The organism is Eubacterium sp. F2 (assembly GCF_046244355.1).
Lineage (GTDB): Bacteria > Bacillota > Clostridia > Peptostreptococcales > Anaerovoracaceae > Aminicella.
This window is the reverse complement of sequence record NZ_CP176393.1, coordinates 454,931-479,875: the sequence shown is the minus strand read 5'-3', so window position 1 is coordinate 479,875 and position 24,945 is coordinate 454,931. Positions and strand designations below refer to the sequence as shown.

16 protein-coding genes, 1 tRNA gene, 1 rRNA gene and 1 pseudogene are annotated in these 24,945 nt (G+C 50.8%); 18 read left to right on the top strand and 1 reads right to left on the bottom strand.

Features of this window, described 5'->3' with window-relative positions:
• The first annotated feature begins 72 nt into the window (after nt 1–72).
• From rrf to ACI77B_RS01860, 10 genes and pseudogenes are all read left to right on the top strand, one after another.
• Nucleotides 73–189, top strand: a 5S ribosomal RNA gene (rrf, locus tag ACI77B_RS01905).
• Nucleotides 190–618: 429 nt separating this feature from the next.
• The gene (gene tmk / locus ACI77B_RS01900) at nt 619–1,224 is read left to right on the top strand and encodes a dTMP kinase (RefSeq protein WP_409337683.1); all 606 of its coding nucleotides are present in this window, start codon (nt 619–621) and stop codon (nt 1,222–1,224) included.
• Nucleotides 1,225–1,230: 6 nt separating this feature from the next.
• Nucleotides 1,231–2,088 carry a hypothetical protein gene (locus ACI77B_RS01895; protein ID WP_409337129.1) on the top strand — a complete coding sequence of 286 codons (858 nt, stop codon included), beginning with the start codon at nt 1,231–1,233 and terminating at the stop codon, nt 2,086–2,088.
• A 19-nt stretch (nt 2,089–2,107) separates the two neighbouring features.
• A pseudogene (locus ACI77B_RS01890) lies at nt 2,108–2,872 on the top strand (PSP1 domain-containing protein); the annotation flags it as partial.
• A gap of 686 nt (nt 2,873–3,558) precedes the next feature.
• Nucleotides 3,559–4,377 (top strand): tRNA1(Val) (adenine(37)-N6)-methyltransferase, encoded by an 819-nt coding sequence (locus ACI77B_RS01885; protein WP_409337128.1) that lies wholly within the window; start codon nt 3,559–3,561, stop codon nt 4,375–4,377.
• Nucleotides 4,378–4,476: 99 nt separating this feature from the next.
• The gene (locus ACI77B_RS01880) at nt 4,477–4,815 is read left to right on the top strand and encodes a hypothetical protein (protein ID WP_409337127.1); all 339 of its coding nucleotides are present in this window, start codon (nt 4,477–4,479) and stop codon (nt 4,813–4,815) included.
• A gap of 41 nt (nt 4,816–4,856) precedes the next feature.
• The gene (locus ACI77B_RS01875; RefSeq protein ID WP_409337126.1) at nt 4,857–5,099 is read left to right on the top strand and encodes an AbrB/MazE/SpoVT family DNA-binding domain-containing protein; all 243 of its coding nucleotides are present in this window, start codon (nt 4,857–4,859) and stop codon (nt 5,097–5,099) included.
• A gap of 25 nt (nt 5,100–5,124) precedes the next feature.
• Nucleotides 5,125–6,390: a UDP-N-acetylglucosamine 1-carboxyvinyltransferase gene (gene murA / locus ACI77B_RS01870; RefSeq protein WP_409337125.1), complete on the top strand. Its 1,266-nt coding sequence runs from the start codon at nt 5,125–5,127 to the stop codon at nt 6,388–6,390.
• A 255-nt stretch (nt 6,391–6,645) separates the two neighbouring features.
• The gene (locus ACI77B_RS01865) at nt 6,646–8,610 is read left to right on the top strand and encodes a fructose-1,6-bisphosphatase (protein ID WP_409337124.1); all 1,965 of its coding nucleotides are present in this window, start codon (nt 6,646–6,648) and stop codon (nt 8,608–8,610) included.
• 160 nt (nt 8,611–8,770) lie between these two features.
• Nucleotides 8,771–8,847, top strand: a tRNA-Arg gene (locus tag ACI77B_RS01860).
• A 46-nt stretch (nt 8,848–8,893) separates the two neighbouring features.
• On the opposite strand, the gene ACI77B_RS01855 is transcribed toward ACI77B_RS01860, so the two are convergent.
• Nucleotides 8,894–9,340: a deoxyribonuclease IV gene (locus ACI77B_RS01855; protein WP_409337123.1), complete on the bottom strand. Its 447-nt coding sequence runs from the start codon at nt 9,338–9,340 to the stop codon at nt 8,894–8,896.
• A gap of 539 nt (nt 9,341–9,879) precedes the next feature.
• Between ACI77B_RS01855 and nifJ the strand changes: the two genes are divergently transcribed.
• The 8 genes from nifJ (at nt 9,880) to ACI77B_RS01815 (ending at nt 24,922) form a co-directional block, all read left to right on the top strand.
• Entirely contained in the window at nt 9,880–13,413 is a 3,534-nt protein-coding gene (nifJ, locus tag ACI77B_RS01850) for a pyruvate:ferredoxin (flavodoxin) oxidoreductase (RefSeq protein WP_409337122.1), read from the top strand.
• Nucleotides 13,414–13,703: 290 nt separating this feature from the next.
• Nucleotides 13,704–14,558, top strand: a complete 855-nt coding sequence (locus tag ACI77B_RS01845) for a sulfide/dihydroorotate dehydrogenase-like FAD/NAD-binding protein (protein ID WP_409337121.1) — start codon at nt 13,704–13,706, stop codon at nt 14,556–14,558.
• Nucleotides 14,551–15,939 (top strand): NADPH-dependent glutamate synthase, encoded by a 1,389-nt coding sequence (gene gltA / locus ACI77B_RS01840; protein ID WP_409337120.1) that lies wholly within the window; start codon nt 14,551–14,553, stop codon nt 15,937–15,939. Before ACI77B_RS01845 ends, gltA begins: the two co-directional genes overlap by 8 nt.
• Nucleotides 15,940–16,193: 254 nt before the next feature.
• Nucleotides 16,194–16,862, top strand: coding sequence for an L-serine ammonia-lyase, iron-sulfur-dependent subunit beta (gene sdaAB / locus ACI77B_RS01835; RefSeq protein WP_409337119.1), 669 nt, complete (start codon nt 16,194–16,196; stop codon nt 16,860–16,862).
• A 10-nt stretch (nt 16,863–16,872) separates the two neighbouring features.
• On the top strand, nt 16,873–17,748 hold the full coding sequence (sdaAA, locus tag ACI77B_RS01830) for an L-serine ammonia-lyase, iron-sulfur-dependent, subunit alpha (RefSeq protein WP_409337118.1): 876 nt from the start codon (nt 16,873–16,875) through the stop codon (nt 17,746–17,748).
• 18 nt (nt 17,749–17,766) lie between these two features.
• Nucleotides 17,767–22,542 carry a hypothetical protein gene (locus ACI77B_RS01825; RefSeq protein ID WP_409337117.1) on the top strand — a complete coding sequence of 1,592 codons (4,776 nt, stop codon included), beginning with the start codon at nt 17,767–17,769 and terminating at the stop codon, nt 22,540–22,542.
• Between the two features lie 2 nt (nt 22,543–22,544).
• Nucleotides 22,545–23,645, top strand: a complete 1,101-nt coding sequence (locus tag ACI77B_RS01820) for a lactate dehydrogenase (RefSeq protein WP_409337116.1) — start codon at nt 22,545–22,547, stop codon at nt 23,643–23,645.
• A gap of 122 nt (nt 23,646–23,767) precedes the next feature.
• A complete protein-coding gene (locus ACI77B_RS01815) occupies nt 23,768–24,922 on the top strand; it encodes a flavodoxin family protein (RefSeq protein WP_409337115.1) in 1,155 nt (384 codons plus the stop codon).
• Nucleotides 24,923–24,945 lie beyond the last annotated feature (23 nt).

The following is a 24,945-nucleotide window of genomic DNA, read 5'->3' as shown; positions in this document are numbered from 1 at the left end:
AGGAAAAGGCAGAGCAGAGTGAGAGGAGCATTTTGTTTGGATTTGAAGGCACGCAAGTCTTCAAAGAAGAAATCCGGCCGTGATGGCGGGGAGGACACACCTGTACCCATCCCGAACACAGAAGTTAAGCTCCCCAGCGCCGAGGATACTTGGTGGGAGACCGCCTGGGAAAGTAGGACGCCGCCGGTTTCAGAAAGCCGCTGACCAGAAAGGTCGGCGGCTTTTGTGTTATTGTCTATCCGTCAAACGATAAGTCAGACGACAACAAGGTTTCTGGCTGCCTGACCGACACTTCAGCGTCTTGGAAAGGTTGGGCTCTTATTTGTATCTTTGTCAGGTCTGCCAGGATATGATATAATATCACAGCGGTATTTATCTGGAAAGATATGTAAAACATTTTATGCTGTCGTCAGGCAGCTGCGTATTTTATTGGTAGATATATTGGCAGTATATGAAACGTGTTTCTATGCGTTTTATTCTGGAAAGGCAGGTGTGCAGGATGACTTTTTTTAAGGTGATATTGTGTTTTGTAGTCTGCTTTCCGTTCGCTGTGCTGATTCGATATCTTGTCGGGCTGATTTCCCGATACACGAAATAGAGGATAAATTTTTGACTGGCATGTTTATTACTTTTGAAGGAATTGACGGGTCTGGAAAGTCAACGCAGATCTCGCTTTTGAAGGACTATCTTGAGGAAAATGGTCATCATGTGCTGCTGACGCGCGAGCCGGGTGGTACTTCTGCAGGAGAAAAAATTCGAAACATTCTGCTCGACAGGGCCAATGTGATCTCTGACCGGGCGGAAATGTTCCTTTATGCGGCTTCCCGCGCCCAGCTGGTTCAGGAGGTGATCCGCCCGTCGCTGGATTGTGGTGTTACGGTGATTTGCGACCGTTTTCTGGATTCCAGCATTGCCTATCAGGCTTTTGGAAGGCAGCTGGGAAGTATGGTTGAGGAGATTAACAGACCTGCGGTGAATGGATGCTTTCCGGATCTGACTTTTCTGCTGGATGTGCCGGTCGGCACGGGCAGAAAACGTGTGACGGATCAGGCTGAGCCGGACCGGCTGGAAGCGGAGAAAGATGTCTTTTTTCAGCGTGTACGGGATGGATATCTGAAGATTGCTGAACGGGAACCGGAAAGGATGTGTGTTCTTGACGGGTCTGGTGATGTTCAGGATATTCAGGCGGAAATACAGAGATTAACAATGGAAAGATGGAAATAACCGGGTATGGGTTTATCGGAATACAGAAAATACGGAAACGCGGCAGCGCATCTTCAGAGTGCGATTGTACACCAGATGCTTTCTCATGCATATCTGATCGAGGGAGATCATACGATGGACAAGATGGGATTTGCTCTTGCTCTTGCGCAGGCTGCTCTTTGTCCTGAAAAGAGGGGTGAAGGATGCGGGGAGTGTCTGACCTGCAGACGCATCGAACACGGTTCGTATGAGGATCTGTATGTCGTCGAACCGACATCGGCGTCCGGGAATAAGAGTAAGGTGCTTTCTGTGCGTGACGCCCAGATTGAGGAACTCCAGAATCATCTGAAGACCAGGCCGTCGGAGGGGGAGCGGAATATTGCCGTGATTTCCGGCGCGGACAGCATGACCATGCGCGCGCAGACGCGTCTTCTGAAAACGCTGGAGGAGCCGTATCCGGGGACAATCATTATGCTCTTGTCGGAAAATACGGAGTTTCTGCTGCCGACGATTCAGTCCAGGTGCGTAAAGGTCCGTCTGATTGCAGATCCGGACCTGCAGGAAGAGAATATGACTGCAGCATCGGAACTGGTTGAGATGATCAGAGAAGAAAAGTATTTTTTCGATATTAAGGAGCGGCTGGATCAGGCGGTGCATTCCAGAACGGATGCATATACACTGCTGGATGGAATGGAGCGTGTGATGGAACAGTTTATCCGGCACGGCTGTGATTTCATGTCGGTCCGGCAGCTGGCAGAGGCTGTTTCCGCGATTGAGAAAACACGGCGGGCGGTTCAGAGGAACGCTTCCTATAAATACGCGGTCCGCCATCTGGTGATTCAGATGGAGCGGATCATCAGGCCATCAGGAAGAATGGGAGATTAACATATATATGGATGAAACAATGGTAAAAGTTACCGGGGTCAAGTTCAAGAAAAATGGAAAGATGTACTATTTCGATCCCGGCGAGCTGCAGCTGCAGCAGGGGGACGGTGTAATCGTCGAGACGGCGCGCGGAATGGAGTTTGCACGGGTTACGATGGGTTCGGCAGAGATTCAGGAATCGGATATCACACATCCGCTGAAGAAGGTCGTGCGCATCGCCGATGAGGCGGATATTCAGCGCCACGAGGAAAATGAAGGAAAGAAGGGGCATGCCATGGAGGTATGCCGCGAGAAAATCAAGAAGCATCATCTGGATATGAAGCTGATTGATGTGGAATTTACTTTTGATAATAACAAGATTATCTTTTACTTTACGGCGGACGGAAGAGTGGATTTCCGTGATCTGGTCAAGGATCTCGCCAGTGTGTTCAAGATGCGCATTGAGCTGCGTCAGGTCGGTGTCCGTGATGAGGCGAAGATGCTGGGAGGAATTGGCTGCTGCGGACGTGAGCTCTGCTGTGCGTCCTGGCTGTCGGATTTTCAGCCGGTTTCCATCAAGATGACGAAGACGCAGAATCTGTCTCTGAATCCGACCAAGATCAGCGGCGTCTGCGGACGCCTGATGTGCTGCCTGAAGTATGAGAACAGCACCTATCAGGAACTTCGGAAGGGCATGCCGGAGGTGAATGAGCGCGTCCGTGTCGGCGATGAAGTCGGAAAGGTCATCGAAACCAACATTCTGCGCGGAACCGTGAAAGTCCGCATGTTTACCGGTGAGAAAGATGACAATGGCCGCGAGAAACTGAACTCCGAGATCCTGACTTTTGAGAAGGACGAACTGGAGCGCCTTGGAAAGAAAGGAAATGGCGGAAAGCCGGGAAATCAGGAACAGAATCCGGCGATGAAGTGCCCTTGCCAGGGAAAGTGCCACCATATGCAGACAGATGAGGAGAAGGCGGAGGAAGCTTCCGGTGAGGCCGCTTCGCAGGAGGGGACAAAAGCTGACGTGCAAGAGGCCCAGAGCCCTGAAGCCGCGCCGGAAAAAGCTGCAAAAGAAGAACACGAACACCGCAGAAAGCATGGATCTTCACCGGAAAAGAACCGTGAAAACCGCGATGCTCACAGAAAACGGGATACGAACAGAGACCGGGACGGAGAATCCGCTTCAGGAAAAGGAAACGGGAGAAATAAATCCCGCCAGAATTCCGGAAGAAGAAGGAATTCACAGAACGGCGGAAACAAAAAGAAAGAACATAAAAAGACCGAAGTCGTCTTCCAGAGTTTTTCCTTTGATGAGAAGGACGAAAACAGGAAGCCGGAAAACGGCGCAAAGCATGGTGAACACAGCCGCAGAGAACATCGGAACGGAAGAGCCGGAAAGCCGGAAAACGGCGGCCAGAAAAACGGAAGAACGGAAAACGCCGGATCGTCTTCTGAAAAGAACAGTTCCGCTGATTCCGGTGAGCAGTCATGACGCGGAGAGTGGACGAGACAGGTTTTGGTGATCTGAAGATCATTCAGGATCCGGAAGCCTTCTGCTACGGTGTGGATGCAGTGCTTTTGGCCGGATTTACTGCGGATATCCTGAAAAGGAACAGGAGAAAACCGGAAAAGCTGATGGATCTGGGAACCGGAAATGGAATCGTTCCGCTGATTCTTTCTCATAAGACAGAGATTCCGGACCTGCACGGCATAGAATTTCAGGAAAATAACGTACGGCTTGCAAAAGAAACCGCTGTGCTCAACGGAATGCCTGAAAGAATACAGATCTGGCATGCCGATGTGTCTGATGTTCTCACGGAGATGAAAGCACCGGAGGAAGAGGGCGGAAAAGCAGTATGGAAGAAATTCAGAGGAAGCTTTGATGCGGTCACGTCCAATCCGCCCTACACCCGCAGAATGAGCGGTGCAGTCAGCAGGGCGTCGGCAAAGGCACTGGCAAGACACGAAACGACAGCCGATCTTGCCATGTTCCTGGAACTTGCCGCCCGGCTTTTGAAGGAAAAGGGCGATCTGTTCATGGTTCACCGGCCTCAGCGGCTCGTAGACATCCTGGCAGAGGGACGAAACTTCCGCCTGGAAGCGAAAGATCTGCAGATGGTAAGCGGCCACGAAGGAGAGAAGCCGAACATTATTCTGGTTCATATGGTAAAGGGCGGAGGCGTCGAACTGAATGTTTTTCCGCAGCTTGCCGTTCGGGATAAGGCAGGAAACTATACAAGACAGATGAGAAAAATTTACGAGCGGGAATTTCCGGAATCGGATGAAGGCGGAAATTCCAATGCTTGAGAGAAATTCGATATACAATTGAATGCAATTGAATTTCTAATTGAAACGACAGATAAAAATTGGTATAATATCCCATGCGTGTTTTGAGGGAGGACTCTTATGATTACGATTAATGTTAAAAGTGCGTTGGTTTATCTGGTGCTTATCGCACTGTTTGTGCTGCTTATTTACCTGATCGTTCTTGTAAAAAATATGCTTAAGACGGTTCGTAACGTAAATGACATCACAGAGGATGCTTCCAAAATCACCGGGGTCGCAGCCGACCGCGCGACGGATCTGAATGACATCATTACCGATGTTCAGAAGGCCGCTTCAGATATTTCCAAGGCCGTTAAGGGCCATCAGGGACTTCTGGCTGCTGTAACCAATTTTGCAAAAGCGGCGGCGAATGCTGCGCAGTATGTAAAAGATCGTAAAGAAGAGCATAAGGATAAGTAAAGCGAACGGAGAGGTTCGTAACAGTTGAGGAGTAGAGTAGAATGAAAGCAACAGGAATCGTCAGGCCGGTAGATGCATTGGGCAGAGTGGTCATCCCAGTAGAACTCAGAAGGAATCTCGGAATTCAGACCAATGATTCGCTGGAAATATTCGTGGATGGGCAGTACATCATGCTCAAGAAATATGAGCCGACCTGCATTTTCTGCGGTGAAGTGAATAATATCCGCACAGTGCATGGAAAATGTGTATGCGAAAAATGTATTGAAGAACTGAAGCAGCTGTAGCGGATAATAAAGGTGGAGACGTAAATTGGCTAAATTCTTGGTACAGAAAAGTGACCCGCTGCATGGAGAAGTGAATATCAGCGGTGCAAAAAACGCAGTTCTGCCGTTAATGGCGGCTGCAATTCTTCCGGAGGATGTCTGCACGATTTCAGACGTTCCGGAACTCAGAGATGTCCGGGTTATGAAAGAAATCCTGTCATCTCTCGGACTCCGGTTATCTGAGATCGATAAAAATGTGCTGGAAATTGACGCGTCCGGACTGAATAACTATATCGCAAACTATGAACTGGTCCGCAAAATGAGAGCATCTTTCCTGGTTATGGGGCCGCTTCTGGCCAGAACCGGAAAAGCAAGAGTTCATCTTCCGGGCGGATGTACGATCGGGGCACGTCCGATTGACCTGCATCTGAAGGGATTCAAGGCTCTGGGCGCGGAAGTTGTTCTGAAGGATAATTACGTAGAGACAACGGCACCTGCCGGCGGCCTGATCGGAAACAGCATTTATCTGGATTTCCCGAGCGTCGGAGCAACGGAAAACATCATGATGGCAGCTGTTCTGGCAAAAGGCAGCACGTATATTATCAATGCTGCAGAAGAGCCGGAGATCGTCGACCTTGCCAACTTCCTGAATAAGATGGGCGCAAGGGTCAAGGGCGCTGGAACGGATCAGATCAAGATCGAGGGTGTGGAGAAGCTTCACGGAGCATCACATACCGTTATTCCGGACCGTATTGAGGCAGGTACATATATGCTTGCCGCTGCAATTACCAGAGGAGAAGTTCTGGTTCACAACGTGGTACCGGATCATATCCGACCGATTACCGCAAAGCTGAGAGAATGCGGTGTCGATGTGGAAATCGGTGATGACGGCATGTTCGTTGCCGGAGACCGCAGGGAACTGACTTCTACGGATATCAAGACACTGCCTTACCCTGGATTCCCGACGGACATTCAGTCCCCGTTCATGGCTTTCCTGACTACGGTAAAGGGATCCAGCACGGTCATAGAAACGGTTTTTGAGAACCGCTTCATGCATGTTGCAGAGCTGAACCGTATGGGCGCGAATATCAAGATCGACGGAAACCGTGCAAAAATCCAGGGAGCCAAAAAGCTGGAAGGAGCACAGGTCATTGCTACCGACCTTCGTGCCGGAGCTGCGCTCGCCATCGCGGGCCTTGTCGCGGAAGGCACAACAGAGATTTCCGAGATTTATCATATTGAAAGAGGATACGCGCATTTCATCGAGAAGTTCAGAGGACTGGGTGCAAATATCCTGAAAATTGACGACTGATAAAGAAAAGTAAATCAGGCTTCAGCGTAATGCTGAAGCCTGATTCTGTGTCAAATGGATGTAAATTTAATCAGATTGATGTAAGATATATCTGGCAATACCCTGCGGAATCCGCAGCGGGAATGAGTCTGCTTTCTGGTTTTCAGACTGCAGATCCTGACCGCGGAAACAGGGTGCAGCAGCGTCTGGGAAATATACAGTCCTGCGGGCGCTGTGAAGAGAACAGTGGATGCTGAAGAAAGGATGGAGGGTGTTATGGCGGATATTAAATTTTTGGAGCTTCTTTCCAAGGATTATCCGAATATTCAGGCCGCATCGGCTGAAATTATCAACTTGAGAGCGATTCTTGCGCTTCCGAAAGGAACGGAATACTGCCTCAGCGATCTGCACGGTGAACATGAGGCATTTATTCATATGCTGAAGAGCGCATCCGGAACAATCAAGGCGAAGATTGATGAGCATTATTCCGGAATTCTGAGTGAGAAAGACCGTGATGATCTTGCTTCTCTGATTTACAATGCTGAAGCAGAAATCAAAAGAAGAAAAAAATCACCGGAGGACTTTGATGACTGGTGCAAGGTCGTCATTTACCGTCTGATCACGATCTGCCGCTCCGTTTCGACAAAGTATACACGTTCCAAGGTGCGTCACAGACTGCCGAAGTACCTGGACTACGCGATGGACGAGCTGCTCCACGCAGATGATGAGGAGAACAAGGCCCATTATTATAACGAGATTATCAGTTCCGTCATCGAGTGCGGACTGGCAGAGACCTTCATTATCGAACTGGCCGATGCCATCAGCAGCCTGGCCGTTGACCAGCTCCATATCATCGGTGATATTTTTGACCGTGGTGCGCACCCGGACTATATTCTCGATTTCCTGATGAATTATCACGATGTTGATTTCCAGTGGGGAAACCACGACATCGTATGGATCGGCGCGGCAACCGGAAACTGGGCCTGCATCGCGAACATTCTCAGAATGAACATCAGCTACAACAACTTTGATATGCTGGAAATCGGATACGGAATCAACCTGCGTCCGCTGGCGACCTTTGCCGAGAAAGTCTATGGAGACGACCCGTGCACGGCCTTCAAGCCGCATCTGCTTGACAGAAATAAATATGACCCGGTTGATGAAAAACTTGCAGCCAAGATGCACAAGGCCATCTCCATCATCCAGTTCAAGGCAGAGGGCCAGCTGATCAAGCGCCACCCGGAATACGAGATGGATAAACGTCTTCTTCTTGACAAAATAGATTTTGACAAGGGAACAGTCAAGGTAGAAGGAAAAGCCTGGCCGATGCGCGACACAAACCTGCCGACGGTCGACCCGAAAAACCCGTACGAGCTGACGGATGACGAACGGTTCGTCATGAACTCGCTGGAGGCATCCATTCTGAACTCCACCAAACTGCAGCGTCACATCCGCTATCTGTTCAGCCACGGCGCGCTGTACACCAAGTGCAACGGAAATCTGCTGTATCATGGCTGCGTTCCTATGGACGAGAAGGGAAACTTCATCGCGCTCACCTTTAACGGAAAATCTTACAGCGGCAAGGCATTATTCGACCATCTTGACAAGCAGGTCCGTCTGGAGTTCTTCAGCCCTGATGAATCCGAGGAAAGCGGACGGCCTGGAGACCTGATGCTGTATCTGTGGGAAGGAAAGGATTCTCCGTTGTTCGGCAAAGAAAAGATGACCACCTTCGAGCGTCTGTTTATCGCGGACAAGACATCTCATAAGGAGCCGACGCGTCCGTATTACCACCTCCGCGAGCAGAAAGCGCCGTGCGAGAGAATCTTGCGTGAGTTCGGCCTGGACCCGAAGACTTCTAAGATCCTGAACGGACATGTTCCTGTTAAAATCAAGGATGGAGAAAGCCCGGTCAAGGGCGGCGGACTGCTGTATGTCATCGACGGCGGAATTTCCAAGGCCTATCAGAAACAGACGGGAATTGCCGGATATACATTCATTTTCAATTCCCGATTCATGGCGCTGGCGCAGCATAAGCCGTACAGCCCGCTGCAGCCGGATGGAACTCAGGTGTTCCATTCACCGGTTATGCAGACTGTAGAGACGCTGCCGTCCAGAATGATGGTGCTGGACACGGACCAGGGCGCTGATCTGGTACAGAACATTGAAGATCTGAAGCAGCTGGTTGACGCCTACCGCAGAGGAAATCTGAAAGAGCATTACGATTACACGATGAAATAATCGGCAGACTGCCGGAAGCCGGATGGATTTCTGCTCGTGACAGCAGGATTCGTCCGGCTCTTTCTATGGTCAGAAAAGAAAACTTTACGAGAAGGGAAAAAATATTTGACAATCCGGGTGTTATCCCTTATACTAAGGAAGTGCGATAAAGAAATCGCTTGCGCCACTAGCTCAATTGGATAGAGTGTTTGACTACGAATCAAAAGGTTGGGAGTTCGAGTCTCCCGTGACGCACCAACGTAGACGGAACTGTTCGCTTCGTGCAGCAGCTCCGTTTATTTTTTTATTCCATCCAAGATTGGACCAGCGCAATCTCTTCTTTATACCCTGCATCTTCATTCGGGGTCTCCAGAATAAATGGCTTATCCTGAAAAACCGGATGCTGAACGATGCGTTTCATGGCATCCAGGCCGATATGGCCTTCTTTCAGCCGCGCATGGCGGTCTTTATGGGAGCCGCGGTCGTTCATGCTTTCATTAAAATGGACGGCTTTCAAACGGCTGAGGCCGAGAATCCGGTCGAATTCATCCAGCACGCCGTCCAGATCTCCGGCAATGTCGTAGCCGGCATTCCATACGTGGCAGGTATCGAAGCAAACGCCCAGTTTATCTCCATAGCGGCTTGCATCGATAATTGCTTTCAGTTCTTCAAATGTACGTCCGACTTCACTGCCTTTTCCGGCCATGGTTTCCAGAAGAATGGCAGTATGGAGACCTTCTTCTGCTTTCATTATAAATCATGCGGACCTCCCGTCCGATATACTGAATCTATAAATCGCCATATAGTTTTATTGTTTTTGTCAATTTTATTATTGCTGTGTCTGAATGCTTTTATGAACTATGCTATTTTCATACCCAATTAAAGGGTTATTACACATGCCAGTTTTCTTTTGTCAAAAGGGACAGGCAAGAGGCCCGATGAAGCTGAAAATATGTGGGCACCCGGCAAAATGTGCATAGAAATGATACAGGACGAATAAAAATAGATGTAAAGAAAAGAAGCGGAATAAAGTAAAGGTAGAAAGGCTTGTCGGCTGAATGTATTCAAAAATGAACAGAATTGGGTATACAAAATCCAGAAAACGCCTGTCAAATTGTTGACTTTAAGAATGGTTAAGAGTAGAATCAAGTTATGGGTATACAAAATCCTATCGGGGTGAATCATGGCGGTCAGAGAGACCTCCTCACAGGAGGAATCTTTGGTTATTGCTGTGTCTTGCCATGCATTCGCGTCTCGGTGGATTTGTGATAATTTGAAAGGAGTGCTTTTATGGACAACAAGCATGTATCAGCTGATAACAGACAGCTGAAGACAATGGATGGTAACGCTGCTGCCGCTCATGTAGCATTTGCGTTCTCAGAAGTCGCTGCCATCTACCCAATCACACCGTCCTCACCAATGGCTGAGAACATGGATAACTGGGGAGCTCAGGGAAGAAAGAACATTTTCGGTGAGCCGGTAAACATCGTAGAGATGGAATCCGAGGCCGGAGCTGCAGGTGCTGTACACGGTGCTATGTCTGCTGGTGCTTACACCACAACATTCACTGCATCTCAGGGACTGCTGCTGATGGTTCCGAACATGTTCAAGATCGCTGCTGAGCAGGTTCCTGCAGTATTCCACGTAGCTGCAAGAGCCGTATCTACTCACGCGCTTTCTATTTTCGGAGATCATTCCGACGTTATGGCAACACGTCAGACAGGATTCGCTATGCTGGCATCCAACAGTGTTCAGCAGGTAATGGACCTGGCTGCAGTTGCTCATCTGGCAACAATTGACGGACATCTGCCAACCCTGCATTTCTTCGATGGATTCAGAACATCTCATGAGTATCAGAAGATTCATGTTTGGGACTATGACACTCTGAAAGACATGGTTAACTGGGATGCAGTTAAGGCATTCAAGGATCACGCTTTGAATCCTAACCATCCGCACACAATCGGATCTGCTGAGCAGCCGGAAGCATTCTTCCAGCACAGTGAGGCAGCTAACACAAGCTACAACGAGACACCGGACATCTTCAACAAGTACATGGAGATGATCAATGAGAAGATCGGCACAGACTACAAGCCGTTCAACTACTATGGTGCTCCGGATGCTGACCGCGTTATCGTAGCTATGGGTTCCGTATGTGAAGCTGCTGAAGAGCTGATCGACCATATGACGGCTAAGGGCGAGAAGGTTGGTATCGTTGAGGTTCATCTGTACAGACCGTTCTCCGCTAAGTATCTGACAGCAGTTATGCCGAAGAGCGTTAAGAAGATCGCTGTTCTCGACAGAACAAAAGAGCCTGGAACAGTCGGCGAGCCGCTGTACCTGGATGTCGTAGCTGCTCTGAACGGAACAGAGTTTGCAAACTGCGAGATCACAAGAGGCCGTTACGGACTTGGTTCCAAGGACGTTCAGCCGGGAGACATCCTTGCTGTTTACGAGAACATGGCAGCTGCTGAGCCGAAGAAAGAGTTCACACTGTCCATCAACGATGATGTTACACATCTGTCCCTCACACCGAGCCACTATCCAAACACAGCTCCGGAAGGAACAGTTGCATGTAAGTTCTGGGGACTTGGTTCTGATGGTACTGTAGGAGCTAACAAGAACTCCGTAAAGATCATCGGAGACCACACAGATAAGAAGGTACAGGCTTACTTCCAGTATGACTCCAAGAAGTCCGGTGGTGTTACAATTTCCCACCTGCGTTTCGGAGACAAGCCGATCAAGTCCACATACTATGTAAAGCAGGCTGACTTCGTAGCATGTCATAACAGTGCATACCTCACAAAGTACAACATGGTTGAGGATGTCGTTGACGGTGGTTCCTTCCTGCTGAACTGCGTATGGAATGATCAGGAGCTGGAAGAGCACCTGCCAGGAAAGGTTAAGAGATATCTGGCTCAGCACAACATCAACTTCTACACATGCGACGCTGTAGACATCGCTAAGAAGGTTGGTCTGGGCGCAAGAAGAACAAACTCTGTACTGCAGGCTGCATTCTTCAAGATCGCTAACATTATTCCGATCGACGATGCAGAGAAGTTCATGAAGGACGCGATCAAGAAGACTTACGGACGTAAGGGTGAGAAGATCGTTAACATGAACTGCGCAGCAGTTGAAGAAGGAATCAAGAACGTTCATAAGGTTGAGGTTCCGGCTTCCTGGGCTGACGCTAAGGATGATCCGGCTCCGGCTAAGCTTGTTGGACGTGATGATAAGATGACAGCATTCCTGAACGACATCGTCGCTCCGATGGGTGCTATGGACGGAGACAGCATTCCGGTATCCGCATTCATGGATACTCAGGACGGATCTGAGCCGGCTGGTACAGCTGCTTATGAGAAGCGTGGAATCGCTGCTGATGTTCCGGTTTGGGATGTTGCTAAATGTATCGAGTGCAACCAGTGCTCCTTCGTCTGCCCGCACGGTGTAATCAGACCGTTCGCACTGACAGCTAAGGAAGCTGAGCCTCTGAACGGAGATGCCAAGAAGCTGAACGGCAAGGGCGTTGACGACCTGCAGTTCACAATCGCAATTTCCGCTCTGGACTGCACAGGATGCGGATCCTGCGCTCAGGTTTGCCCGGCTAAGGCTCTGACAATGACCCAGGCTGACGATGAAGTCGTTGCAAACAACCAGAAGAAGTTCGACTATGCATTCAAGAACGTATCCAAGAAGGATCTGCCGTTCAACAAGTACTCTGTAAAGGGTTCCCAGTTCGAGCAGCCGCTCCTCGAGTTCTCCGGAGCTTGCCCGGGATGCGGAGAGTCTCCATATGCTAAGCTGATCACACAGCTGTTCGGAGACAGAATGTACATTGCAAACGCTACAGGATGCTCCTCCATTTGGGGTAACTCTGCACCGTCCACACCGTACACAGTAAATGAAGAGGGTCACGGTCCTGCATGGGGCAACTCCCTGTTCGAGGATAACGCTGAGTTCGGATTTGGTATGGAAGTAGCTGTTGAGGCTAGAAGAACAGAGTGCAAGCACGCTGCTGAGAGACTGGCTGACAAGGTTCCTTCTGCTAAGGCTTGGCTCGACACATTCAACGACGGAGATGCTTCCAAGGCAACTGGCGAGGCATTTGCTGCTGACTGCGCTAAGCTCGACGATCCGGATGCCAAGTTCATCGTTGACAATGCAGACATGCTGAGAAAGCCGTCCATGTGGATCTTCGGCGGAGACGGCTGGTCCTATGATATCGGTTACGGCGGAGTTGACCACGTCCTCGCTTCCGGCAAGAACGTAAACATCTTCGTATTCGATACTGAGGTTTACTCCAACACAGGCGGACAGTCCTCCAAGTCCACACCAATGGGAGCTGTTGCACAGTTCGCTGCTGCTGGTAAGGCAGTTAAGAAGAAGGACATGGCTCAGATCATGATGCAGTATGGCTACGTTTATGTAGCACAGATTGCTATGGGTGCTGACATGAATCAGACAGTAAAGGCTATCAAGGAAGCTGAAGCTTACGATGGTCCTTCCCTGATCATTGCTTACTCCCCATGCATCAACCATGGTATCAAGAGAGGAATGGCTAAGGCTCAGGAAGAGGCTAAGGCAGCTGTTAAGTCCGGTTACTGGGATCTGCTCAGATTCAACCCTGAACTGGTTGCAGAAGGAAAGAACGGCCTGACAGTTGATTCCAAGGCTCCGACAGAGAGCTACAGAGACTTCATCATGGGAGAGGTTCGTTACAACTCCCTGACTCTGAAGTTCCCGGAGAGAGCAGAGAAGCTGTTTGACAAGGCTGAGGCTGACGCAAAGGCTCGTTATGAAGAGCTGACTGCAAAGGCTTCCAAGTAGTCTTGATAGATATGAAAAGCAGCAGATAAGCAGTTAATTGCTTACCTGTAAAAATGAAAAAAGGAGTCAAAGTAAATTTGGCTCCTTTTTTTTACAAATATAATTGACATAAAATTATCAATTAGCGTATAATATAGGATAGGTTGGATAACTATGAAGGGAGTCTCTGCGCGGGAGTATGGAAATGTGGGCTTTTCGTATTCCGGTGCTTATCAAATTCAATCTATTAGGCTATAATTATATGAATAAGGGACTTCACTCAACGTAAAATACACATAGGAGGATTTGCGGTGAAAAGGTTTGAAATTATTAAAAAAAGGCAGCTGAACGATACCATCAACTGGTATACGATTTATGCGCCGCTGATCGCCAGACACGCGAAACCAGGACAGTTCATCATTCTTCGTGTAGATGAGCACGGAGAGAGAATTCCACTGACCATGGCGGGACATGATGAGAAGGAAGGCACAATTGATATCATCGTTCAGACAGTTGGAAGAACGACTATGCTGCTGGAGCAGCTCCAGGTCGGTGACTGTCTGGCAGATGTTGTAGGACCTCTTGGTCAGCCTTCTAAGATGGACGGCCTGAAGAGAGTCTGCATTGTCGGCGGAGGAGTAGGAAACGCTCTGGCTTATCCGCTTGCAATCGGAATGCATAAGCATGGCATTCATGTTACGATGATCTGCGGATTCAAGACAAAGGATATCGTTATCCTTGAGGATGAGTTCCGTGCAGGTGTCGATGAAGTACATATGGTTACGGATGATGGAACCTATGGTGAAAAGGGCTTCACAACAGATAAGCTGAAGGCTCTTCTGGACGCCGGTGAGAAATACGATGAGATCGTTGCAGTCGGTCCGGCTGTTATGATGAAGTTCGTATGCGGAATTGCAAAAGACTACGGAATTCCTTCTGTTGCATCTCTGGCAACCTACATGGTCGATGGAACTGGTATGTGCGGCGGCTGCCGCTGCATCGTTGACGGCGAGAGCAGATTCGTCTGCGTAGACGGACCGGACTTCGACGGTGCCAAGATTGACTGGGATCTGCTGATCAAGAGAGGTAAAACATTCGCAGAAGAGGAAGCACATGACAGACAGCATGTCTGCAAGCTGATTGGAGGTGTACGTCAGAATGCCTAATATGAGAGCTGATAAGAATCCGATGCCGGAACAGGAGGCAAACGTCCGGAATAAGAATTTCGAAGAGGTTGCTCTTGGATATACAGAAGAAATGGCACTGGATGAAGCGCAGAGATGCCTGAACTGTAAGAACCATCCTTGCGTGGACGGATGTCCGGTAAACGTTCATATTCCTAATTTCATCGCGAAGATTGTAAACAAGGATTATGAAGGTGCATATGAAGAAATCACACTGACAAACTCTCTGCCTGCAGTCTGCGGCCGTGTATGCCCGCAGGAGAACCAGTGCGAGAGCAAGTGCGTAAGAGGAATCAAGGGCGAGCCTGTTGGAATCGGACGTCTGGAGAGATTCACAGCAGACTGGCATGAAGCTCATCACGGCGATGAGAAAATCGATAAAGTTCCTTCCAACGGCCATAAGGTTGCCGTTGTCGGAGGCGGCCCGGCAGGACTGACGGCTGCAGGAGACCTGGTAAATAAGGGATATGAAGTTACCGTTTTCGAGTCTCTGCATAAGATCGGCGGAGTTCTGGTTTACGGAATCCCTCAGTTCCGTCTGCCGAAGGAAATCGTACAGACAGAAGTTGACAAGCTTGCTGCCAAGGGCGTTAACTTTGTTACCGACGCGATTGTCGGAAAGGCAATCACCGTTGAAGAGCTGATGGATGAGGAAGGCTTTGAGGCTGTATTCGTAGGTACAGGAGCAGGTCTGCCGATGTTCATGAATATTCCGGGTGAGTCCCTTGTCGGTGTTGTATCCGCGAATGAGTATCTGACCAGAATCAACCTGATGAAGGCTTACCGCGATGATTATGACACACCGATCGCACGTCCGAAGCACGTTGTTATCGTCGGAGCAGGAAACGTTGCTATGGATGCTTCCCGCTGCGCAAAGAGAATGGGCGCAGAGGTCAAGCTGGTATACCGTCGTTCCGAGAAGGAAGTTCCGGCAAGAGCAGAAGAGTTCGAGCACGCAAAGGCAGAAGGAATTGATTTCCACTTCCTGACCAACCCGATTGAGATCCTGGGCGATGAGAACGGAAACGTATGCGGAATCAAGTGCATCAAGATGGAGCTCGGTGAGCCGGATGCATCCGGAAGAAGAAGACCAGTTCCTATTGAAGGATCTGAGTTTGTCATCGACTGCGACTACGTCATCATGTCTCTGGGAACCAGAGTAAACTCTCTGATCCGCGACACGACAAGCAACATCACACCGACCAAGAAGGGCGGAATTGATGTCGACGAGAACGGAATGACTTCCCATCCGGGAATCTTCGCCGGCGGAGATGCAGTAACCGGAGCAGCTACAGTAATCAAGGCCATGGGAGCCGGAAAAGTTGCTGCTGCAGGAATCGACAAATACATCCAGAGCAAGTAAGACAGCGGAATATCTGACTACGTCAGAGCCGGCTGCCGGATAAATGACAATTCATCAGCTGAAGGCATCATGGGCTGAGAAGAATATACAGAAAAGGGGCACGCGGATAAAGCGGCCCCTTTTTTGTGTCTTGTCAAGCGCATCAGTTCAGAGTAATCTAAGAAGAGGGGAATAAAAGGGGACAACTGTGTATACACACAGTCAGAATATACGGCATTTAATTCACTGCAGAAGAAGTTAGAAAGAGGTAGAAAATGTCATTAATCAGTGTGTTTGACGTGCTGGGACCGAATATGATCGGACCGTCCAGCTCACATACGGCGGGTGCGGATTCGATTGCGTTTCTGGCTCAGAAAATGATGGGTGAGCCGCTGAAGGAAGTGGAATTTACCCTGTACGGGTCGTTTGCAAAAACCTATCGCTGTCACGGTACGGACCGCGCGCTTCTGGGAGGCGTCATGGGCTTTAATACTGATGACGAGAGAATCCGGGATTCCTTTAAAATCGCTGATGAGCGCGGTCTGAAGTACAGCTTTATTCCGAATGACAAGCTTGAAGATATCTATCCGAACACGGCGGATATCAAGATGACCGGAGTATCCGGACGCGTCATGACGATCCGGGGGGAATCCATCGGAGGCGGAAAGGTGCGCATCGTAAAGATCAACGGCGTGGACGTTGATTTTACCGGAGAGTACAGTACGGTGATCGTAATCCAGAAAGATTATCCGGGGGTTGTGGCGCATATTACCAAATGCCTCAGTGATCTGGGCGTAAACATCGCATTCATGAGACTGTTCAGAGAATCCAAGCATGAGACGGCCTATACAATCGTAGAATCGGATGAACACGTTCCAATGAGTGTCCGGGATGAAATTCTGAAAAATGAGAATGTAAAAGACGTCATGATTGTCGAACCATAGGAGGTAAAGAATGGACTTTAAGAATGCGAAAGAACTGCTTCAGGTCTGTGAAGAGAACAATCTGACGATTTCTGAGGCAATGAAGAGAAGAGAACACGACCTTACCGGTGCGGACGATGCGGAAATCACGCAGAGAATGACGGAGGTCTATCAGATTATGAAAGATTCAGCCCGGCGTGCGATCGAAAAACCAGTGAAAACCATGGGCGGAATCATTGGGGGAGAGAGCAGCAGACTCCATAAACTGGCGGAAAACGGAAAAAGCATTTTTCCCGGGATCATGAACCGCGCAGCAGCTTATTCCATGGGCGTACTGGAAGTCAACGCTTCGATGGGACTGATCGTTGCCGCTCCGACGGCCGGATCTTCCGGCGTAGTGCCGGGAGTTTTCCTGGCTTATCAGGAAGAGAAAAAGGTCTCTGATGAGAAAATGGTACAGGCACTGTTTAATGCGGGAGCCATCGGCTATCTGGCCATGAGAAATGCAACCGTTGCAGGAGCCGTGGGCGGATGTCAGGCGGAGATCGGAATTGCTGCCGCGATGGCGGCTTCGGCTGTAACAGAGCTTGAAGGCGGATCACCGGAGCAGTGTGAAGACGCGGCGTCTACCGTGCTGATGAATATGCTGGGCCTTGTCTGCGATCCGGTCGCCGGACTGGTGGAATATCCCTGCCAGAACCGCAATGCTTCCGGAGCCGCGAATGCTCTGGTGGCAGCGGAGATCGCGCTTGCGGGAAATAAGCAGCTGATTCCGCTGGATCAGATGATTGACACAATGTACGACGTGGGAAGAAGACTGCCGGCGGCGCTGAGAGAGACCGCGCTCGGCGGATGCGCGGTAACGGAAGCCGGACTGGAATGTTCACAGTGTATTTTTAAATCCTAAAACAGTCAGGAGTGCAGAATGAAGTGGAATGGATATACATCGATTGAGATGGAACAGACGATACAGAGCAATATGGAGCTTGCGCACATCAGTATTCTGGATATACCGATGCGCAATCTGGCGTCCCGTCTGGCGTCATCCGCAGATTCTCACGGCAGATTTTCCTGCCTTCGGACGATGCGGCATATTGCAGCGTGCGGAATCAGCTGCATGCAGGGATATTCAGAGAAACAGTGGCTGGAAGATGCGGTGCAGTACGTGCTGTCCGGTATCTTTCCGGGTGAGCCGGAACCGGAAAATCTGGAAGAAAAGAAAACCGGCATCCTCTTTCTGCTGAATGTTCTGCGCAGCCAGTTCCACATGGAAAGAAAATATCTGCGGTTCGATCCGCATTTTGACTTTCACGTTCTTTCGCTGAAAAACGTAAAGAAAAACGGCTATACGCAGGACTATGTCAAGATGCTGCAGGTCGCAAAAGAATACTACATTTATGAAATGATGCGTATCCATTCCGAGATCACACCGTTTGATGCCCTGGCACACATCGGCGGCGTTCACTGGGTTGCCATGTACATGGCCTATCAGCTTGCCGCTGTCGGCGAACCGGTGGATCTGGGCCTGATTTCCGGAGCCGCAGCGGGCCACGATATCGGAAAATACGGCTGCCGGGGCGATGATGAAAAGCGTGTCCCATATCTGCACTACTATTATACGGACATCTGCTACAGGAAATTCGGTCTGGAATCCATCGGACATATCGCAGCGAATCATTCCGTCTGGGATCTTGAACTTGAAAATTTGTCGATCGAATCCCTGCTTCTGATCTATTCGGACTTCCGCGTAAAGAGCACGCGGGGCGATGATGGAAAGGAAGTGGTTCACTTCTACAGCCTGAAGGAATCCTTCGATGTTATTCTGAATAAACTGGATAATGTGGACGCTGCGAAGGAACAGAGATACCGCAAGGTTTACGCGAAACTGGCGGATTTTGAGGACTATATGCATGCGCTGGGCGTCAGAACTGTGCTGGATCCGATGTACGCCTATCAGCCGGAGGGAAAACCGGTTCCGATGCACAGAGAGGCCGCCATGCTGGAGGGACGGGAGGTTATCCGTCAGTTCAAATTCAGCGCATTCAGTCACAATATCCGGATGATGAGCATTTTCTATGATGATGCGAAGTTCACCAGCCTGATCGAGGCGGCCAGAAGTGAGCAGAACTGGGAAAATGTCAGGACCTACATTAATATCATGGAGGAGTACTCCACTTACATGTCGGAGCACCAGGAGCTGCTGACCCTGAACTTCCTCTATGAGCTTCTCTTCCACCGAGAAGAGGATATCCGCACCCAGTCCGCGAGACTGATGGGCAGAATCGTTGCCAATTATAATGAACTGTACACGAAGGAGCTCCCGAAGGGCGTTGTCCTCCCGGGCAAGGAAATTACCAACCTCACCCTCCTCAATCAGTATCTGGAAATGATAATCCGTCCGGACCTGCGTTTCACCGATCAGCACAAGCTGTGGGTAGGCAGCAGCCTCCGGGCTTTTATCGAGGGCCTGATGAGCGGCTGCACAGAGAAACAGAAGGGCGATTTTCTGGAGGAGATCCTTCCTTACTATGCCAGTGAGGATTACAGTGATGAAGTCCGGGTCAACCTGCTCCAGGCCCTGCTGGTTCTGGACAAAAGAGACTGCAGCAGGGAATTTCTTGCGCAGGCAGGCGCCTTCATTCGCGAGGCATCCCGTTCCGAGAACCGCCAGCTGAGAGTTTTTGCCCTGGAAGCCCAGCAGCATCTGTTTAAAGATATGGACAATGCATCTTACTGGAAGAAGCTTCTGAAAATTATGGAGCTTCCGGAATCAGATGAAGAATTTGCGGAAGCGGAGAGCCGGCTCTTCCTGGATGACCTGAAAATGGGCGTCCACTGGGGCGTAAAAGTAGCAAACATTGAACTGATGCGGGAGTTTGCCCTCAGAAATAACGACCGGAACGGAGCCTTTCTGCATATCGGAACCCATCTGGTCAACCTGCTGAAGGTCAGCGAACGGGCGGCGGTGCGTCAGGCGGCAGGAAATGCGCTGCTGTCGGTTATCCGGAAGATGCCGTCTTCGCAGGTGAACGAACTTGCGATTGAGCTGTACAACGGTCTGGATATCGGAGACCGCCAGTTTGCGACCTATGTTCCGGAATATCTCGGACGGACGGCGATCCTGCTTCCGGAAAAGGAATTCGATGAGATGATCGAAATGCTGGAGCAGAGTGCCGTTGAGGAAAGCACGGCGGTCGCAAAGTCGATTATGGATACCGTCGGTGTCGTTCTGGATCATTATGAAGAGTTCGTTGCACACGCGGGCGGAACAGAAAAGGAACATGACGCGCGCAGACGCCGGCTTCTGGGAATCCTGCTCAGAGGATATGCGCACTATGACAGAGGACTGAGCCGCGAGGCCTTCCGCTGCATCGGAAAATATATTTTTGCCGGACCGAACATGGGAGAAAAGGAACGGGATCAGCTCTTTACCCACGGAGCGAGAAAACTCCTCTGCCTGCTGATGGAGGACGAGGGCGAGCTTCTGGACTTCTACAGTGATTCTGCGGTACTGAACCATATCTACCGCTATCTGTCCTATAAGGAGCTGGGAAAGACCCCGTTTAAATTTAAGAAGCATAAGAAAGTCGCTTTCTATCCGGGAACCTTTGACCCGTTCAGCCTCGGGCACAAGGCGGTTGCCTGCCAGATCCGTGATATGGGATTCGATGTCTACCTGGCCATCGATGAATTCTCCTGGTCCAAGCACACCCAGCCGCGCCTTCTGCGCCGCAGGATCATGAACATGTCCGTCGCCGATGAAGAGGGAATTTATCCCTTCCCGGACGATATTTCCGTCAACATCGCCAATCCGGACGATCTGTACGTCCTGAAGAAGCTCTTCAGAGACAAGGAACTGTACATTGCCGTCGGAACCGATGTCATCCGCAACGCGTCTGCCTACAGAAAAGATCCGGAGCCGGACAGCATTCACACCATCAATCACATTGCCTTCGAGCGTGAAACCGATGAGAATCCGCAGAGTGAAGAGATGGAGAACGAGAACGAAAAGAAAATCCAGGGAGAGGTCATTCACCTGAAGCTGGATAAGTTCTATGAAGATATCAGTTCCAGCAGGATCCGCGAGAATGTCGACATGCACAGAGACATCTCCAACCTGATCGACCCGGTTGCGCAGAACTTCATCTACGACAAGGGCCTCTACCTGAGAGAGCCGGCTTATAAACATGTGCTGGAAGCCAGAGAAATCGGCATGGGATCCTTCAAGTCCAGAGGCGTGGAGAGCATCTGGCCGATTATGGACGAGCTTCAGCAGATGGGCTATGATGAGCAGAAGCTGGAAAAATATCTGGAAGATGACCGGGTCCGCTCCCTGTACATTGAGGCCGCCGGAGGCGAACAGCGGGAAATGGCCGCCTACGCCGCCGCGCACCGCATCGGCACCAGAGAACTTCTGGATGAATTCAAGGATTCGCAGATTTCCGCCCATATCCGTAAAGAAGCAGGCGGAAACATCGCTGTCATCGGTTTTCTGTTCGCAAAAGACCAAGGGGAGATTTCCAACGTGGGACAGATGGTGCTGACAGAAATTCTGTCCGCGCTGATTGAGCGCGACTTCACCTACGCGGTTTACGATCCTGTGGATCCTGCGGGCCTGACCAAGGAAATCAAGGCACTGCTGATCCAGCAGGGCTTTGTTAATATCGCGCCGCCGAACCACTCGCCGATCTACGCCGTCGACATGCATGAACCAAAGGTGATTTTCCGTGACGTGGAAACCGTCATCAAGGACCCGTTCAACCGGAATCCGCGTGTGCTGGAAGCCATCGACACGGCTCACCGGAACCTGCTCGGCGTCCTTACCAAGGTTTACCCTGGCGAGTTGATTTTGTCCTATAACACGAGTGCCGTGCATTATAAGATCATCCGGAAGGTGGCGGACATCAACGGTGTATCGGTGATCCAGGGCAGAAGTCCGAAGGGTCCTTACATGCTGGTGCCGTTCGGGAAGACGCTGGGCGACGTGGTTGTGCCGAACACGGTCACCAAGTCACTGAATCTGGATAAGTATTTCAACCGTACGGTCAAGGGCTTCAAGATCCGCGAGGCCAGAAATTACTCTTCGATGGAGAATCAGGCGAAGATGATCAAGTCCTTCAATCAACCGGTGATTCTGGTGGACGACCTGCTGCATAAGGGCCACCGCATGCGCAATCTGCTGCCGATCCTGCGGAAGGTCGGTGTGGATATCCACGAGGTGCTGGTTGCGGTCATGACCGGAAATGCCATGGATATGATGGCGCAGAGCAATGTAAAGGCCGAGAGCGCCTACTTCGTGCCGAATCTGAGTCTGTGGCTGAATGAGCGGGACTGCTACCCGTTTATCGGCGGCGACAGCATCGAGGTGACGGAGGAATATCTGGGCCTGGGCAGAAACCCATCGGTCAATCTGATCCTGCCTTACATCAAGCCGCAGTTCATCGGAAACGGCGATTTTGAGACGGGCTATGAGTATTCCAGAGTCTGCCTGGAGAATGCGCTGAACATCTGGACAGTGCTGGAAGAGGAATATCAGAAGACATACGAGCGTAAGATGACCCTGAGCCGTATCGGTGAAGTTCTGACCTATCCGCGTGTGCCGGACATAGACCTGGGCGTCAAGTTCGATCAGAATCTCGGACCGACCAGCTTCATTACGAACGACATCGAGCGCGTCATCAGACTGAAGTGGGGAGAGTAAGGATGACAAAAATTAATGAGCAAGAGCATAGATCTGCCGGCGGCCGCGGAGGGGAGCTGCCTCTCTGCGTGCGCCGTCTGGCGGAGGAAATCGGCGTTCGGGCGGAAGGCTCTGCGGGACCTTCCTGGGCGGAGAAAGGTCTGTACCCGCCGGAAAGACGGAAGGCACGCATATTGGCGTTAGGCGATGTGGGAACGAATCTTCTCCTCGGTCTGCGCCTTCTGGGGGGAGATGTTTTCTCAGAGATCGGCATCTGCGACCTGAATGAGAAACAGACCGAAAGACTTGAAATCGAGGTCAATCAGATCCGCTGGCCTTTCTCTGAAGATGAAGGGGATCCGGAAGCCGGGCTTCCGGCCTGGACCGCCCCGGAGATGCCGGAGATCCGCGTGGTCTCTGAAGAGGAGCTGTTTAACGGCGATGTGTTCATTTTCTGTGCAAGCAGGGGCGTTCCGGACATATCGCAGAAAGGCGATGTACGGATGGCGCAGATGGAGGCGAACCGGGGACTGATCCGGCATTTTGCCGGCCTGGCGGATCAGGCGGATTATCAGGGCCTGGTCTGTGTCGTTTCGGATCCGGTGGATCCGCTCTGCGGGGCCTTTCTGGAGGCGTCGCATCTGCGGCCGGGGCAGATTCAAGGATACGGCCTGGGCGTCATGAATGCCAGAGGCATGTATTTTGCGGAGAGAAATCCGGCCTGGGCGCGCTATCTGACAGAGGGGCGTGCTTACGGACCCCATGGAGAGGATCTGGTGCTGGCGGACAGTCTGGAAGATTACGACGATGAGGTGTCCCGGGCGCTGACGGAAAAGGCGGCTCACGCCAATCTGGAAGTCAGAGACCTGGGCTTCAAGCCCTTTCTGGCGCCGGCCTTTTCTTCTGCGGCTCTGTCGATCCTGCTGACGGTGCGGGGCCGCTGGCATTACGGTTCTGTGTATATCGGAAACCGGGAAAAGGGCGCCTACTTCGGGGTGAAAAACCGTCTCCGGAAGGGCGCAGAATGGCAGATCGATGATCCGGAAGTTCCGGAGGCACTGTACAGCAGGCTGAAGAACGCGTATATGGGGCTTGCGCTGCTGCGGGAAAATCAGCAGAGATAGAAAGAATCAGGAAAGAACGGAGCTGCTTTTATCGGCAGACAGACCGCAGAGCTTTGGGAAAGACGCCCGGGCATCCTCCGGTCTGTGCGGCAGAGAAAAGTGGCAGAAAGGAGAGGGAAAGAATGCTGGCGGTTATTCGTCTGGAAAGTCTGGACGGGTCCAGAGCACTGCGGAAACGGTATCAGGAGACGCTGGATTATGCGCTTCAGGAGGAAGAATACCGGGAATTCAGAAATGGGAGATCGTTTATGGATTTTCTGATGAAGAGGGAGGGAACCTCCCTGGCGAAAGAGCAGGAAGCGGATGCGGAGAAAAATGAGGAGCAGGCGGAAGGCTGCAGGGGAGAGCTGAAGGTTCTGTTTGCCGCGGAACTTCCTATGTCTGGGTGGAATATGCAGGTGCTGGAATTAAATGGATTTCTGCATGCCCATCCGCATCTGATGGACGGATGGAGCGGTGCGGTACTCATCTGCGGAGAAAGCGAACTGTTTACCAAAAGGACCGGACGGGACATTATTTTTGCCGCCAATGACGCGGGATGTGCCTTTCCGGGAAAACCACTCTGCGAGGGAACCGGTTCCCTGTATAACTGGAGGACGATGGCGCACCGGATGGAGGTGGATATCCCGGAGGCCTTCCGGAGGGGCGCCAGATTTCTTGTGCAGAAGCTGAAGGATTTCCGGCTGCCTGAAGTGGAGGCGCCGGATGTGCTGATGATTCACGCCAGCAGCAGAAAGACCTCGAACACCCTGCTCCTTTGGGAAATGATTAAAGAGGAGATGACGCGGAAGAATCCTGCTGTCACGACCCATGATATTTCTCTGCGGAATGGCGCCGTTGTCGACTGCAGAGGCTGCAGTTATGAAGCCTGCCGCCATTTCGGTGAAAAGGCGGACTGTTTTTACGGCGGTGTCATGGTGGAGCAGGTTTATCCGGCTCTTCTGAAATGTAACAGCATCATGCTGGTCTGCCCGAACTATAACGACTCTGTAAGTGCGAACATTGCCGCCTTCTTCAACCGGCTGACAGCGCTTTACAGCGCATATGACTTTTCGGAGAAAAAGGTCTACGCCCTGGTGGTTTCCGGATACAGCGGCGGCGACATCGTCGCTGAACAGGTTATGGGAGCCATGAACTGCAATAAGAATTTTATTCTTCCGCCGCATTTCTGCATGCTGGAAACGGCCAACGACCCGAAGAGCATCCTGGAATGTCCGGGCATCCGGGAGAGGGCCGCGCAGATGGCGGAAAATATCGCCTGTGCGCCGGAAAACTAACAGAAACACAAGAAAAACCGCTG

Excerpts from the sequence above, each read along its gene's own strand:
- tmk (WP_409337683.1), top strand. The coding sequence starts at position 619 with ATGTTTATTACTTTTGAAGGAATTGACGGGTCTGGAAAGTCAACGCAG.
- ACI77B_RS01895 (WP_409337129.1), top strand. The coding sequence starts at position 1,231 with ATGGGTTTATCGGAATACAGAAAATACGGAAACGCGGCAGCGCATCTT.
- ACI77B_RS01885 (WP_409337128.1), top strand. The coding sequence starts at position 3,559 with ATGACGCGGAGAGTGGACGAGACAGGTTTTGGTGATCTGAAGATCATT.
- ACI77B_RS01880 (WP_409337127.1), top strand. The coding sequence starts at position 4,477 with ATGATTACGATTAATGTTAAAAGTGCGTTGGTTTATCTGGTGCTTATC.
- ACI77B_RS01875 (WP_409337126.1), top strand. The coding sequence starts at position 4,857 with ATGAAAGCAACAGGAATCGTCAGGCCGGTAGATGCATTGGGCAGAGTG.
- ACI77B_RS01865 (WP_409337124.1), top strand. The coding sequence starts at position 6,646 with ATGGCGGATATTAAATTTTTGGAGCTTCTTTCCAAGGATTATCCGAAT.
- ACI77B_RS01855 (WP_409337123.1), bottom strand. The coding sequence starts at position 9,340 with ATGAAAGCAGAAGAAGGTCTCCATACTGCCATTCTTCTGGAAACCATG.
- nifJ (WP_409337122.1), top strand. The coding sequence starts at position 9,880 with ATGGACAACAAGCATGTATCAGCTGATAACAGACAGCTGAAGACAATG.
- gltA (WP_409337120.1), top strand. The coding sequence starts at position 14,551 with ATGCCTAATATGAGAGCTGATAAGAATCCGATGCCGGAACAGGAGGCA.
- sdaAB (WP_409337119.1), top strand. The coding sequence starts at position 16,194 with ATGTCATTAATCAGTGTGTTTGACGTGCTGGGACCGAATATGATCGGA.
- sdaAA (WP_409337118.1), top strand. The coding sequence starts at position 16,873 with ATGGACTTTAAGAATGCGAAAGAACTGCTTCAGGTCTGTGAAGAGAAC.
- ACI77B_RS01825 (WP_409337117.1), top strand. The coding sequence starts at position 17,767 with ATGAAGTGGAATGGATATACATCGATTGAGATGGAACAGACGATACAG.
- ACI77B_RS01820 (WP_409337116.1), top strand. The coding sequence starts at position 22,545 with ATGACAAAAATTAATGAGCAAGAGCATAGATCTGCCGGCGGCCGCGGA.
- ACI77B_RS01815 (WP_409337115.1), top strand. The coding sequence starts at position 23,768 with ATGCTGGCGGTTATTCGTCTGGAAAGTCTGGACGGGTCCAGAGCACTG.